The organism is Kutzneria kofuensis (assembly GCF_014203355.1).
In the GTDB taxonomy this organism is placed as follows: domain Bacteria; phylum Actinomycetota; class Actinomycetes; order Mycobacteriales; family Pseudonocardiaceae; genus Kutzneria; species Kutzneria kofuensis.
Window position 1 is genome coordinate 1,739,187 of sequence record NZ_JACHIR010000001.1, and the last position, 12,359, is coordinate 1,751,545.

Genomic DNA, 12,359 nt, shown 5'->3' on the forward strand with positions numbered 1-12,359 from the left:
CGAGTGCCACCGGGCGCGGAATCACGGGCGTCGTGGTCAGACGGCGCTGACGGCCTGGGCCTGCGGGCCCTTCTGGCCCTGGCCGACCTCGAACTGCACGCGCTGGTTCTCGTCGAGCGACTTGAAGCCGCCGCCCTGGATCTCCGAGTAGTGCACGAACAGGTCGGCGCCGCCGTCGTCGGGGGAGATGAAGCCGAAGCCCTTCTCCGAGTTGAACCACTTCACGGTGCCCTGAGCCATATTGTCTCCTCGACAGGTGTCTTGTGGTCCGCCGCGGCTGCCGCGGACCGAGCCGCTTGCGGCGGGGAAGCGCTTCCTGGAGGAATCCATACGCCCGACACTGTTTCGCGAGCGTGATGAGCACGAACACAAAACCAACGACTACAACCAGTTAACCACATCGGATCCCGCGCGACAAACCCGGTGTCGGTGGCGGCGCGGGCTGCCAGCATGGGCGCATGCTTCAGGAACACTCGTTCGACCACGACGACCGGGCCCCGGGAAAGGTCCTGTTCCGCACCGACCGGACCGTCCGCATCTGGCTGCAGACCGTGTCCCACAGGCAGTTGATGCTCAGCGCGGTCGATGGCGCGCCGACCCGGCTGGACCTGCTGTTCAAGGTCGTCGACCGGCAGTGCCTGAGCTCCTCGTACGACGGGCTGGTCGTGCGGTTTCCCCACGAGGACGAGGATTTCGCGCCGGGCACGTTCGTGCTGGAGTCCGGCGGCGTGCGGGATTTCGTCACCGCTCGGGTCTTCGGCTGGCAGGAGGACGAGCAGACCGACTTCGGGCCGGACGTGATGGTGGCGAAGATGATGCCGCTGCCGTTCGAGCCTTCGCCGGAGAAGTTCGCCGGCTGGGAGCCGACCGGCCCGGTGATCCCCCTCGGCGACCTGGTCGACGCCCTGTCCAGCGATTCCCCGGAGCCGCCGGCCGGCTTCCGGCACGTGCACGCCGTTGTCGTGCGGACCACTCGCGGCGCCAAGGAGATCACCGCCCCGGTGGCGGTGCACCTGACGCGGGTGAAGCGGAGGCGGCCGTCCGAGCGGAGATCGCCGCCAAGGCGGCCCTTGTCGCACGTGCCGCCGAGCCCGATGCCCGCATCCAGGACAAGCTCGTCGCGCAGACCCTGGCCGACACCACCATCGACCGCTGGATCGTCCCCGTGCCGATCCGGCTCTAACGTCCCCCGGAATGCCACATGCGCTCCGTACTTGACGCTAGAGCGCAGGTACGGAGCGCATGTGGCATCACGTGGGGTGTCGGGCGGGAACGGTCAGAGGACGGTGACGGCCTCGTCGAACTCCAACCGCGGCAGCCGCGGGAACCACGCGTCGGGGCCGGGCTTGCCGATGTTCACGACGACCAGCGGCTCCTGGGTGCCGTCGGCGAAGAACTCCTGGCGCACGCCCTCGGCGTCGAAGCCGGTCATCGGGCCGGCGGCGAGACCGGCGGCGCGGACGCCGAGGATGAAGTAGCCGACCTGCAGCAGGGCGTTGAACCGGGCCATGTCCTGGCGCTGGGAGACGTCCGGGAAGCGGTCCTTGGCGTTGGGCAGGTGCGGGAACGTCCGGTGCAGGTGCTCGTGGAAGTCGCTGTCGGCGGACAAGATCGCCACCACGGGGGCGGAGCCGGTCTTGGCCCGGTTGCCCTCGGACATGTGCGGCAGCAGCCGCGCGCGAGCCTCGTCCGAGCGCACGAACGTCACCCGCAGCGGCTGGATGTTCATGCTGGTCGGGGCCCACTTGACCAGGTCGTAGATGGCCCGCAGTTGCTCGTCGGAGACGGGCTCGTCGGAGAACGTGTTGGCGGTGCGGGCCTCGTGGAAGAGCAGCTCCTGGGCGGAGCGCTCGAGTTCGAGGACGTCAGTCAGCGTCGCGGTCATGTCCCGGGCAACATGGATGAGCGCTCAACTATTTCGAGTCAGAAGGTTGAGTGTTCAGCCTCACACCGTTGAAGAGAAGGTTGAGCAGCACGGCGGCGATGCTGCCGGCGCTGATGCCGGAGTTCATGATCGTCTGGAACCAGCCCGGGAACTGGGCGTAGACGGTGGGCGCGGCCACCGGCACCAGGCCGATGCCCAGCGCGACGGCGACGACCATCAGGTTGGCGTTGCCGTCGAACGACACGTTCCTGAGCATCCGCACGCCGCCGGCCGCCACCGAGCCGAACATGACGATGCCGGCCCCGCCGAGCACGGGCATCGGCACCGAGGCGACGATCTCCCCCAGCACCGGGAACAGCCCCAGCAGCACCAGGATCCCGCCCGCGGTCGCCACCACGTAGCGGCTGCGCACCCGGGTCAGCGCCACCAGCCCCACGTTCTGCCCGAACGCGGTGTACGGGAAGGTGTTGAACACGCCGCCGAGCAGGCTGGACAGCCCGTCCGCGCGCAGCGCCCGGGTCAGCGTCACGGTGTCCACCGGCCGGTCCACGATGTCACCGACTGCCAGGACGCTGCCGCTGGTCTCGGTCATCGTCACCAGCATCACGATCACGAACGCGACGATCGCGCCCGGCTCGAACGTCGGCAGTCCGAAGTGGAACGGCGTGGTGACCTCCACGACGGGCGAACCGCCGATGTGCGAGAAATCGGTCAACCCCAACGGAATCGCCACGAGCGTGCCGACCACGATGCCGACCAGCACGGCGATCCGGCCGATCAGCCCGGGCACGAACCGGTGCACCAACACCACGAGCACCAGCACGCCGAGCGCCACCGCGAGGTTGAGCGGCTTGCCGAAACCGGGCGCGCCGACACCGCCGGCCGCCCAGCCCACCGCCACCGGCAGCAGCGACACCCCGATCACCAGGATGATCGTGCCGGTCACGACCGGCGGGAAGAACCGCGTCAGCTTGGCGAAGTACGGCGCGATCAGCACCACCATCAACCCGGACACGATGATCGCGCCGTAGCCCGCGGGCAGCCCACCGCCGGTGGTACCGATCATCACCATCGGCGTGACGGCGGCGAAGGTGCAGCCCTGCATGATCGGCAGCCGGGCGCCGAACACCCAGACCCCAAGGCACTGCAGCAAAGTCGCGATACCGGACACCAGCAGGTCGGCGTTGACCAGGTAGCCGATGTCCGCTGTGGACAGATGCATCGCGCCGCCGACGATGAGCGGCACGGCCACCGCGCCCGCGTACATGGCGAGCACGTGCTGGAGGCCGAACGTGAGCAGCTGACCGGCGGGAAGCCGCTGGTCCACGGGGTGCACGGTGCGGGTCATCGGCGGAGTCTAGGTCCGCCGCGTTACCGCGACGTCACGCGCGCCCTCATGCGGCGGGGGCGGTCTCCGCCATCTTCGCGGTCACCCGGTGCGTCACCTTGCGCTCGGCCACGAAGGACAGGAACGGGATGGTGCCGGCCAGCAGCACGCCGATCGTGTACAGCGGCGGCCACTTGCACTTCAGCGACAGGTCGAACGCGCACACCAGGTAGATCATGTACAGGAAGCCGTGGATCGGGCCGACCACCGCCACCAGCGTCGGCGCGTCCGCCGCGTACTTCAGGATCACGCCGACGGTCAGCACGAGCAGGCCGACACCGGTCAGGTACGCCATGAACCGGAACCGGGCGAGGGACCCCTTCATCGACTTACTCTCCGTCTCTCGCGCTCAACGACGCGAGGTAGCTGTTGTACTGCGCCATCGCGTCGTCCACCGGCTCGGCCGGGGCGGCGGACCGCCACTCGGTCGGCGAGCGTCGCGAGTGGGGCACGGGAACCTCGGGTTCCTCGACGGCGACGGGCTCGGCAGCGGGCTCCGACTCGCGGCGTTCCTTGTCCAGCTTCCACATCCGCCAGTACATGAACGGGACGAACAGGCCGAACAGGGGCCACTGCAGGGCGTAGCCGAGGTTCTGCAGGGTGCCGGTCGACTCCTGCGACCGGTCCCACTGCCACCAGCCGAGTCGGAAGCAGGCGACCACCGCCGCCAGGGCCAGCAGGTGCACCAGCAGCCAGCGGGGGGCGAGCAGACCGCGAACCACGTTGTCGACGGTAACACCGACTCGTCAGCGGTTCGCACTGGCCTTGGCCGCGGCGTCCGCCACCGCGAAGACCTTCTGCCCGTATTCCACCGAGTTGTTGTACGACAGCACGGCCGCCCACCAGCCGGCGGCGGTGCCCAGGTCGCGGCCGCCCGCGCACAGGTAGCGGGCCGCGGTCACGGTGGCGTCGTCGATGTTCTGCGGGTTGGCCACGCCGTCGCCGTTGCCGTCCGACGCCCAGTTCCGCCAGGTGGACGGGATGAACTGCATGGGGCCGACAGCCCGGTCGTGCACGGGGTCGCCGTCGAGGCCGCCGCCGTCGGTGTCGGAGATGTTGGCCACGCCGGCGCCGTTGAGCGGCACGCCGATGATGGGTTTGGTCTCGTCGCCGTTCGCGGCCAGCGACGCACCGCCGTAGCGGCCGTGGTCGGACTCGATGCGGCCGATGCCGGCGAGGAACGTCCACGGCAGGTGACAGCCGGGCTGCACCTTGGCCATGGTGAGGTCGGCGTTGGCGTACGCGCGCAGCGCGCGGGCCGGGATTCCGGTGGCGGCGGAAACCCGCGCCAGCCATGCGTCCGCGGTCTCCTGCTTGCCGGCGGCACTCGCCTGGGCGGCGGGTTGAGCGGCGTCGGCGGCCGGAGCCGCCGCACCGACCTGCACCGGTGCCGGCGCGACGTGCAGTGCGGGGAAGTCGATGGCGACGGGGTGAGGCGTGGGCGTGCTGGCCCGGTCGACCAGCCACAGCGCCGCGCCCGCCACCGCGAGCACCACAAGGACAACCAGCAGCCGGAACACCACCCTCGGTGGGCGAGCGGACGGTGGCGCCGTCGGCTCGGACTGCTGGATCGCCATCACCACAGGCTACCCACAAGTAGCCACAAAACCACTGGCTACCGGCGGCGGCTCACCGCCGGTTCGCCTGATTCAGGGACGCTGCTGCCGGTTCAGCCGGGCCACGCACCACGCTGCCGCACTGCCCCGACGCAGGTGCTCCAGCACGGTGAGCGGGCCGAGTCGGCGCGCGAGGTCGGACGGCACGAGACCGGCCGCACGGTAGTCCAGGGCGCGCTGGTCGAGCGGGCTGATGCCGGCGTCCCACCAGGCCTCGGCCTCCTCGACCGCGCCGGCCAGCTGCCAGCACGTGGCCACCTCGGTGAGCAGCTCGTCGGGCACCCCGGGCAGCCGCTTGCGCATCGCGGCCAGGTAGGCCGGGTCGACGGCGTCCACCTCGAACAGGCCCCGCGCACTGCCCCGGCCGCCCCGCTGGGCGGGAATTCCGGGCCGCTGGCGCGGAACGGACGGCGTCTCGGCAAGCCACTGGGACTTGATCCGATTCACCTCTTGGAGCTCGGCGTCCTGCGACCGCTCGGCAGTCCACTGCCTGACGAGCTCGTCGACCCCGGAGTCTTCGACCATCCGTGCCTCCTCATGGCTGATGATCACCCAACGCCTGCGAACCGTATTGCGTTCCGCCGGAGCACCGCTAGACCCGATTCCCGTTACCAGGGCGTGATCGGGGTTAATGCACCCGGTCGGTGGAACTGTGCCCGCGCCGACTACTTTGCGCAATCGGCCGAGCAGGTGTCATGAGGGGAAGAGTTCTCGCACGAACGTGATGACCGCCTGCGCTGCGTAACCGAGGCCGCCGACGATCTCCTTGACCCAGCTCGCGGACGCCGCCGGTTGGGCGATGAGCGCGAACAGGACCAGCGCCGCGCCGGCGATGATCAGTACCCTTTTCATCCCTCGTGCACCTTCTTCGATCGCGGACACGCCCGTCGCGACCATGATCGACCATGCGGCGGCCGAGGTCGCCCAGCGCGAGCAGGTGTGTCGTCAGTTCCCGGTTCGGGGTAACTCCGTCGGGGTCTGGACCGAACCGTAGCGTACGTAGCGATGATCGCAGGTCAGAGTGCACAAAGGTGTCAACTCGGGCACGTGGCCAGCATCTGCGCCAGCGCGTCGTGCTCGGCCTGGGTCACGAACAGCTGGTAGGTGTGCTTCACGATCACCCAGTTGGTGGCATACGTGCACCAGAAGCCCTGGTTGGCCGGCTTCCAGCTGGCCGGGTCCTGGTCGCCCTTGCCGCGGTTGCTCGACGCCGAGACGGCCAGCAGCTGCGGCGCGGTCAGGTCGTTGGCGAACTGGGAGCGGCGCTCGTCGGTCCACTTGTCGGCGCCGGTCCGCCAGGCGTCGGCCAGCGGCACCATGTGGTCGATGTCCAGGTCGGCGGCCTTGTTGATCTGCTTGTTGTCGTACGGGCTGGTCCAGTGGCCGCTGGTGGCCCGGCAGGAGGCGTCCTTGCGCACGTCCTTGCCGTCGCGCTCGATGACCACCTCCCGGGTGTCACAGCCGTTACCCTGCGTGATCCAGTGCTTGAACCGGTCGCGGGAATAGCCGGCCATCGAGTGCCAGGTCCCGATCGGCAGCTCGGCCAACTGCACCTGGGCCGGGGAGGAACCACTGGCGGTGGGTGCGGCGATGTCCTTCGCGACGAACGCCGCTATCACGAGAACGACAACTCCGGCAAGGGTCAGCAACCAACTGCGTGTGCGCATGCCGAGATCATTTCTTGTTCCCTGGCAATTTCATGGGAACCTGGCCGGCATGGCTGACGAAGTTCTGGTTCAAACCCGGGGACCGGTAACGATTGTGTCAATAGACCGGCCGGCCGCTCGCAACGCGGTGGACCGCCCGACCGCCGCCGCGCTCGCCGCGGCGTTCCGCGCCTTCGACGCCGACCCGGATGCCAGCGTCGCCGTGCTGACCGGAACCGGCGGCACCTTCTGTGCCGGCGCCGACCTGAAGGCCGTCGGGAGCGAACGCGGCAACGCCGTGACCGACGACGGCGACGGTCCCATGGGGCCGACCCGAATGCGCCTGAGCAAGCCCGTGATCGCCGCCGTCAGCGGCCACGCCGTCGCCGGCGGCCTGGAACTGGCGCTGTGGTGCGATCTCCGGGTCGCAGACGAGACGGCGGTGTTCGGCGTCTTCTGCCGGCGCTGGGGTGTGCCGCTGATCGACGGCGGCACCGTGCGGCTGCCGCGGCTGATCGGCGAGAGCCGGGCCATGGACCTCATCCTGACCGGCCGGCCCGTGGACGCCGCCGAGGCCCTGTCGATCGGCTTGGCCAACCGCCTCGTGCCCGCCGGCCAGGCGCTGGAGGCCGCGGTGGGCCTGGCCGAGCAGCTCTCGGCATTCCCGCAGACCTGCCTGCGCAACGACCGGTTGTCGACCCGGAACCAGCACGGACTGTCCGAAGTAGACGCTCTGGCTCAGGAGTTGTCCTACGGCAAGGAATCCCTGGCGACGGACGCCCTGGCGGGAGCCGGCCGGTTCGCCGCCGGAGCCGGCCGTCACGGGGAGTTCTGACGTTCGGAAGGGGGCATTCCTGGCGTTGAACGCCAGGAATGCCCCCTTCCGAAAACGACGGTGTGGATTCAGCTGGCCTGCGCGGTCGGCATCACGGTCACCTGCTGGAGGTTGACTCGCGGCGGCAAGGCGGCGATGAAGCCGACCGTGCGGGCCACGTCCTCCGGCGTCAGCCATTCCAGGCTGTCCTTGACGCCGTCCAGCCAGTCGTTCGCACCCTTGTCGGTGACGTGGCTCTGCAGCTCGGTGCGCACCAGCCCCGGCTCCACGACCGACACCCGCACGTTCCGGCCGCCCAGCTCGGCCCGCAGCTGGCGGGACGTGTGCGTGACGAACGCCTTGGTGCCGCAGTACACGGCGAAGTTGGGATAGATGTTCTGCGCCCCGATCGAGGACGTGTTGATCAGGTCGGCGACGCCCCGCGCAGCGGCCGAGGCGATCAGCTGCGGCACGAAGGCGCCGATGGCGTTCATCAGGCCGGTGACGTTGGTGTCGATCTCCCGCTGCCACAGGTCGGACCGCCGCTCGTCGACGGGCGCGGGCAGCATCACGCCGGCGTTGTTGAACAACAGGTCGGCGCCGCCGAACTCGGCGGCCACGCGGTCGGCGGCGGCCTGCACCGAGGCGGCGTCGGACACGTCGGCGGCGATGGCCAGCGCCTGGCCGCCGTTCTTCTCGACCCGGGTGACGAGGTCGGTGAGCCGGTCGGCCCGCCGCGCCAGCACGACCACGGTGGCGCCCAGCTCGGCGAGGTGCTCGGCGGCGGCCTCGCCGATGCCGCTCGACGCACCGGTGACAACGGCGACGCGACCCTCAAGTGCCTTGGACATCAGGAACTTCCTTCGTTCTCGGTGGGATGCCTCAACACCACCACCGCGAAGGCGGCGCAACCACACCCGCTCCTGACTGGTCCGGACATGACTGGTACGCGCAGGGCCACCCTCGACCGCACACGGTCCGCCACACTGGAGAACATGGACCGCAGCGCCGAGATCGCCGACTTCCTGCGCACCCGCCGGGCCCGGATCAGCCCGGACGCGGCCGGGGTCCCCGCGGACGGCCGGGCCCGCCGCGTGCCGGGGCTGCGCCGGGACGAGGTGGCGCGGCTGGCCGGGATCAGCATCGAGTACTACACGCGACTGGAGCAGGGACGGGCCGGCAACCCGTCGCCGGAGATCATCGAAGCCGTCGGCCAGGCGCTGCGGCTGGACCCGACCGAGCGCGAGCACCTGACCAACCTGCTCACCCGGCCGGGCACGGTCCGCCGCAGCGCCGCCAACGGCCCGCAGCGGGTGCGGCCGGGCCTGTACCTGATGTTGCAGACGCTGGACCACGTGCCGGCGTTCGTGCTCGGCCGCCGCACCGACATCCTGGCGTCCAACGCGCTGGGCCGCGCCGTCCTGACGGACTTCGAGGCGCTGCCGCCGGGCAAGCGCAACCTCGCCCGCTACCTTCTGCTCGATCCCGAGTCACGCTCGCGTAGCGACGAATGGGAGCGCTACGCCTCCGAGACGGTCGCGATGCTGCGGCTGGACGCCAGCCGCCACCCCAACGACAGGCAGCTGGCCGACCTGATCGGCGAGCTGATGGTGCACTGCCCGGAGTTCTCCGGCTGGTGGCACGACCACAAGGTGCTGCAGCGCACCCACGGCGCCAAGAGCTACCGGCATCCGCTGGTCGGCGAGCTGGTCTTCCAGTACGAGTCGCTGATCCTGCCCGGCGATCCCGACCAGACGCTGTGCGTCTACAACGTGGAGCCGGGCTCCCCCACCGCGGAGCGGGTCCAGCTGCTGCGCAACTGGACCGCCCCCGAACCGATCGGCACTGACGTCTGAGCGGCCCCGACACCGGCAAGGGCGAGGCACCGGCTACCCGGGGGCCGAGCCGCGGCGCCGAAGGCGCCGCCATGTCACCGCGTGTAGGCCTGCAATCCGGGGCGGATGGTCTTGTCGTCCAGGAACTGCTGCAGGCCCTGCTGGCGGCCCTTCTCCTTGTCCAGGAACTGGGACTGCTCCAGCTTGGCGTACAGGTAGTCCAGCGCCCCGTCGGTGTCCATGTTCCGGCAGTTCCGGAAGCCGATCTTGGCCGCGCGCAGCACCACCGGGTTCTTGTCCAGCAGCTCCTTGGCCAGCGACTCCACCTCGTCACGCAGCCGGGCCAGCGGCACGCTGGAGTTGACCAGGCCCATCCGCGCCGCCTGCTGACCGTCGAACAGCCGTCCGGTCATGATGTAGAACAGCGCCTCCCGGGAGCCGACGGTCTCGGCCAGCGCCCTGGACACCAGGCCGCCCGGCGGGATGCCCCAGTTGATCTCGGACAGGCCGAACTTGGCCTCGTCGGCGGCGATGGCCAGGTCGCAGCCGATCAGCGGGACGAACGCGCCGCCGAAGCACCAGCCGTTGACCATGGCGATGGTGGGCTTGGCGTAGTTGCGCAGCAGCCGCCAGTGCCACTCGAACGAGTCGCGGCGCACCCGGGCCTGCAGCGCCTCGTCGCCGGACTCGTCGACCTCGCGGAAGTACTCCTTGAGGTCCATCCCCGCCGACCACGCCTCGCCCGCGCCGGTCAGCACCACGACCCCGCACGAGCGGTCGGCCTCGAGCGTGTGCAGCACGTCGATCATCTCGGCGTTCAGCGTCGGGCTCATCGCGTTGCGCTTGTCCGGCCGGTTCAGCTCGACCCACCCGATCCCGTCGACCACGTCGACGCGGACCGTCTTCCATTCGCCCATCTCCGCCATATCGCTCTCCTTCTGGCCAGGTAACGTCTTGTCCGTGCTTTCCCAGCAAGCGCCGGAACCGCGGCTGAGCTATCTCGTCGGCCGGCTGGACCGTGCCCTGCGGCTGCTCATCGAGGACGCCGTGCGCCCGCACGGCCTGACCGTGCCGCAGTACACGACGCTGTCCGTGCTGCAGCGGCAGACCGGTCTGTCCAACGCGCAGCTGGCCCGGCGCGCGATGACCACGCCGCAGTCGATGAGCGAGGTGATCGCGGCGCTGACCAAGGCCGGGCTGATCCGCCGCGAGGCCGACCCGGCGCACGGCCGGATCATGCGCACCGAGCTCACCCCGGCCGGCGAGGCCGTGCTGGAGAAGTGCGAGCCCCTGATCAACGAGATCGAGGCGCGCATGCTCACCGAGCTGTCCGCCGGCGACCGCGACCGGCTGCCGGTGCTGCTGCGCAGCTGCGTGCGCATGCTCAGCTCCGGCTCGGAGAACTGAGCCGGGCCCGCAGCGCCTTCTTGTCGTACTTGCCGACGGTGGTCAGCGGCAGCTCGTCCAGCACCACGATCCGCTCCGGCAGCCACCACCGCGGCACCCGCTCGGCCAGGAACTCGGCCAGGTCGTCGGCGCACGGCGAGGTGCCGTCGGCCGCCACCACGGCCGCGGCCGGGCGTTCGCCCCACTTGTCGTGCGGCACGGCCACGACCGCGCACTGGGCGACGCCCGGGTGGGCGGCCAGCGCCTGTTCGAGGGCCAGCGAGCTGATCCACTCGCCGCCGGACTTGATCACGTCCTTGACCCGGTCGACGATCTCCACGGTGGCGTCCGGATGGATCACCGCGAGGTCCCCGGTGCGCAGCCAGCCGTCGTGGAACCGGCTGTCGTTGCTGTCGTCGTCCGGGTCGAGGTAGGCCTTGATCACCCACGGGCCGCTGGTCTCCAGCTCGCCGGTGGTCCTGCCGTCCCACGGCAGCACCTCGCCGTCCGGGCCGACCAGCCGCACCCGCACGCCGGCCGACGGCTTGCCGACCCGGGTCAGCGCGCCGGCCGGGCTGTCCAGGTCCAACTCCGGCGGCTGCACCTGCATGGTGCCGCTGGGCAGCATCTCCGTCATGCCCCAGCCCTTGTGGAACACCAGGCCACGGCGGGCCACCTCGTCCAGCAGGGACCGGGTCGCGGGCGCGCCGCCGCACAGCACGCGGCGCATCGAGGACAGGTCGTACGGCTCGGAGGCGGGGCCGAGCAGGTCGACCCACACCGTCGGCACGGCCGCGGCGACCGTCACCCGCTCCGCCTCGATCAACGCGGCCAGCGCGCCGCCGCTCGCGTCCCGGCCGGGCAGCACGAGCTTGGCGTTGGCCAGCGCCGTCGTATAGGTCAGGCCCCAGGCGTTGACGTGGAACAGCGGCGTGACCGCGAGCAGGACGTCCTCTCGGGACACCGCGTGCGAATCGACGGTCATGGACGACATGGAGTGGAACAGGCACGCCAGATGTGAGGACACCACACCCTTGGGCAGGCCGGTCGTGCCGCTCGTGTAGCAGATCCAGGCGGCGTCGTCGGGCGCCGCGGTCGCGACCGGCTCCACGTCCGGGGCCGCTTGAACGAGGTCCTCGTAACGTCGCGAGTCGGCGAACGCCGGATTGACCGGTGCGCCGTCGTCGAGGACGACAACCTGTTCGACCGGTAGCCGGTCCGCGAACGCGGCCACCCGGTCCGTCAGCGAGGCGTCGACGAACAGCACCTCGTCCCGGGCGTTGCGCAGCTGGTAGAGGATCTCGTCGTCGGTCAGCCGGACGTTCACGCCGTGCACGACACGGCCCGCGCAGGGCACGCCCAGGAACAGCTCCACATGCCGGTGTGTGTTCCAGGCGAAGGTCGCCACCCGTCCGCCCGGCGCCACGCCGAGCCCGTCCAGCACACCGGCCAGAGCGGTGGCCCGGCGGCCGATCTCACCCCAGGTCGTGCGCACCGGTCCGGCCGGCGTCACCGACACCACTTCGACGTTCGCCCCGGTCTCGCGGCAGCGGTGCAGCACCACGTCGAGCGTCAGCGGGACGTCCTGCATCAACGACTTCACGGCTGTCCTCCGGACCGGTGTCAGGTGGCCTGCGATCCGAACAATATCAGGTTACCTGATATTCGAGAAGGTCCGACCGGTGAACTCCCTGTGACGTCGGGGCCGCTGCGCGTCGGCCCGCCGCGGGTTGTGGGACGATGGACGGCGCGATGCCCGCGACGCCTTCCATCCCACGCTCCAGCGCCGA

The 12,359-nt window shown here is 70.3% G+C and carries 16 protein-coding genes; 3 read left to right on the plus strand and 13 right to left on the minus strand.

The features are described from left to right. Positions 1 to 36: 36 nt before the first annotated feature. From BJ998_RS07885 to BJ998_RS07930, 10 genes are all read right to left on the minus strand, one after another. Entirely contained in the window at positions 37 to 240 is a 204-nt protein-coding gene (locus BJ998_RS07885; RefSeq protein ID WP_184859841.1) for a cold-shock protein, read from the minus strand. 223 nt (positions 241 to 463) lie between these two features. Next, positions 464 to 1,201 carry a hypothetical protein gene (locus BJ998_RS07890; RefSeq protein ID WP_184859843.1) on the minus strand — a complete coding sequence of 246 codons (738 nt, stop codon included), beginning with the start codon at positions 1,199 to 1,201 and terminating at the stop codon, positions 464 to 466. A 75-nt stretch (positions 1,202 to 1,276) separates the two neighbouring features. Continuing rightward, positions 1,277 to 1,885, minus strand: a complete 609-nt coding sequence (locus BJ998_RS07895; RefSeq protein WP_184859845.1) for a malonic semialdehyde reductase — start codon at positions 1,883 to 1,885, stop codon at positions 1,277 to 1,279. A 28-nt stretch (positions 1,886 to 1,913) separates the two neighbouring features. After that, complete coding sequence (locus BJ998_RS07900; RefSeq protein ID WP_184859847.1) at positions 1,914 to 3,233, minus strand: nucleobase:cation symporter-2 family protein; 1,320 nt, start codon at positions 3,231 to 3,233, stop codon at positions 1,914 to 1,916. A gap of 46 nt (positions 3,234 to 3,279) precedes the next feature. Continuing rightward, complete coding sequence (locus BJ998_RS07905; protein WP_184859849.1) at positions 3,280 to 3,597, minus strand: DUF3817 domain-containing protein; 318 nt, start codon at positions 3,595 to 3,597, stop codon at positions 3,280 to 3,282. A gap of 4 nt (positions 3,598 to 3,601) precedes the next feature. Then, positions 3,602 to 3,994 carry a hypothetical protein gene (locus BJ998_RS07910; RefSeq protein WP_184859851.1) on the minus strand — a complete coding sequence of 131 codons (393 nt, stop codon included), beginning with the start codon at positions 3,992 to 3,994 and terminating at the stop codon, positions 3,602 to 3,604. A 24-nt stretch (positions 3,995 to 4,018) separates the two neighbouring features. Next, positions 4,019 to 4,849, minus strand: a complete 831-nt coding sequence (locus tag BJ998_RS07915) for a lytic transglycosylase domain-containing protein (RefSeq protein WP_184859853.1) — start codon at positions 4,847 to 4,849, stop codon at positions 4,019 to 4,021. Between the two features lie 72 nt (positions 4,850 to 4,921). Further along, entirely contained in the window at positions 4,922 to 5,413 is a 492-nt protein-coding gene (locus tag BJ998_RS07920; RefSeq protein WP_184859855.1) for a helix-turn-helix transcriptional regulator, read from the minus strand. A 168-nt stretch (positions 5,414 to 5,581) separates the two neighbouring features. Then, the gene (locus tag BJ998_RS07925; RefSeq protein WP_184859857.1) at positions 5,582 to 5,740 is read right to left on the minus strand and encodes a hypothetical protein; all 159 of its coding nucleotides are present in this window, start codon (positions 5,738 to 5,740) and stop codon (positions 5,582 to 5,584) included. A gap of 182 nt (positions 5,741 to 5,922) precedes the next feature. Further along, complete coding sequence (locus BJ998_RS07930; RefSeq protein WP_184859859.1) at positions 5,923 to 6,555, minus strand: HNH endonuclease family protein; 633 nt, start codon at positions 6,553 to 6,555, stop codon at positions 5,923 to 5,925. Positions 6,556 to 6,604: 49 nt separating this feature from the next. Here BJ998_RS07930 and BJ998_RS07935 point away from each other — a divergent pair, with 49 nt between their 5' ends. Beyond that, positions 6,605 to 7,369: a crotonase/enoyl-CoA hydratase family protein gene (locus BJ998_RS07935; protein WP_184859861.1), complete on the plus strand. Its 765-nt coding sequence runs from the start codon at positions 6,605 to 6,607 to the stop codon at positions 7,367 to 7,369. A 68-nt stretch (positions 7,370 to 7,437) separates the two neighbouring features. Here the strand turns inward: BJ998_RS07935 and BJ998_RS07940 are convergent, their stop codons facing one another. Further along, positions 7,438 to 8,199: an SDR family oxidoreductase gene (locus tag BJ998_RS07940; RefSeq protein ID WP_184859863.1), complete on the minus strand. Its 762-nt coding sequence runs from the start codon at positions 8,197 to 8,199 to the stop codon at positions 7,438 to 7,440. Positions 8,200 to 8,343: 144 nt separating this feature from the next. On the opposite strand from BJ998_RS07940, the gene BJ998_RS07945 reads away from it, so the two are divergent. After that, complete coding sequence (locus BJ998_RS07945) at positions 8,344 to 9,204, plus strand: helix-turn-helix transcriptional regulator (protein ID WP_184859865.1); 861 nt, start codon at positions 8,344 to 8,346, stop codon at positions 9,202 to 9,204. 74 nt (positions 9,205 to 9,278) lie between these two features. Here BJ998_RS07945 and BJ998_RS07950 read toward each other — a convergent pair whose 3' ends face one another. Further along, the gene (locus BJ998_RS07950) at positions 9,279 to 10,109 is read right to left on the minus strand and encodes a p-hydroxycinnamoyl CoA hydratase/lyase (protein ID WP_184859867.1); all 831 of its coding nucleotides are present in this window, start codon (positions 10,107 to 10,109) and stop codon (positions 9,279 to 9,281) included. A gap of 34 nt (positions 10,110 to 10,143) precedes the next feature. On the opposite strand from BJ998_RS07950, the gene BJ998_RS07955 reads away from it, so the two are divergent. Then, positions 10,144 to 10,590, plus strand: a complete 447-nt coding sequence (locus BJ998_RS07955) for a MarR family winged helix-turn-helix transcriptional regulator (RefSeq protein ID WP_184859869.1) — start codon at positions 10,144 to 10,146, stop codon at positions 10,588 to 10,590. Here the strand turns inward: BJ998_RS07955 and BJ998_RS07960 are convergent. Continuing rightward, the gene (locus BJ998_RS07960; protein ID WP_184859871.1) at positions 10,568 to 12,172 is read right to left on the minus strand and encodes a long-chain-fatty-acid--CoA ligase; all 1,605 of its coding nucleotides are present in this window, start codon (positions 12,170 to 12,172) and stop codon (positions 10,568 to 10,570) included. The two genes, BJ998_RS07955 and BJ998_RS07960, sit on opposite strands and share 23 nt — an antisense overlap. Positions 12,173 to 12,359: the final 187 nt, after the last annotated feature.

What these genes read in the sequence shown, in the direction of transcription:
- BJ998_RS07895 (WP_184859845.1), bottom strand. Translation starts at nt 1,885, where the DNA reads ATGACCGCGACGCTGACTGACGTCCTCGAACTCGAGCGCTCCGCCCAG.
- BJ998_RS07935 (WP_184859861.1), top strand. Translation starts at nt 6,605, where the DNA reads ATGGCTGACGAAGTTCTGGTTCAAACCCGGGGACCGGTAACGATTGTG.
- BJ998_RS07905 (WP_184859849.1), bottom strand. Translation starts at nt 3,597, where the DNA reads ATGAAGGGGTCCCTCGCCCGGTTCCGGTTCATGGCGTACCTGACCGGT.
- BJ998_RS07945 (WP_184859865.1), top strand. Translation starts at nt 8,344, where the DNA reads ATGGACCGCAGCGCCGAGATCGCCGACTTCCTGCGCACCCGCCGGGCC.
- BJ998_RS07925 (WP_184859857.1), bottom strand. Translation starts at nt 5,740, where the DNA reads ATGAAAAGGGTACTGATCATCGCCGGCGCGGCGCTGGTCCTGTTCGCG.
- BJ998_RS07930 (WP_184859859.1), bottom strand. Translation starts at nt 6,555, where the DNA reads ATGCGCACACGCAGTTGGTTGCTGACCCTTGCCGGAGTTGTCGTTCTC.
- BJ998_RS07900 (WP_184859847.1), bottom strand. Translation starts at nt 3,233, where the DNA reads ATGACCCGCACCGTGCACCCCGTGGACCAGCGGCTTCCCGCCGGTCAG.
- BJ998_RS07915 (WP_184859853.1), bottom strand. Translation starts at nt 4,849, where the DNA reads ATGGCGATCCAGCAGTCCGAGCCGACGGCGCCACCGTCCGCTCGCCCA.
- BJ998_RS07950 (WP_184859867.1), bottom strand. Translation starts at nt 10,109, where the DNA reads ATGGCGGAGATGGGCGAATGGAAGACGGTCCGCGTCGACGTGGTCGAC.
- BJ998_RS07940 (WP_184859863.1), bottom strand. Translation starts at nt 8,199, where the DNA reads ATGTCCAAGGCACTTGAGGGTCGCGTCGCCGTTGTCACCGGTGCGTCG.
- BJ998_RS07920 (WP_184859855.1), bottom strand. Translation starts at nt 5,413, where the DNA reads ATGGTCGAAGACTCCGGGGTCGACGAGCTCGTCAGGCAGTGGACTGCC.
- BJ998_RS07885 (WP_184859841.1), bottom strand. Translation starts at nt 240, where the DNA reads ATGGCTCAGGGCACCGTGAAGTGGTTCAACTCGGAGAAGGGCTTCGGC.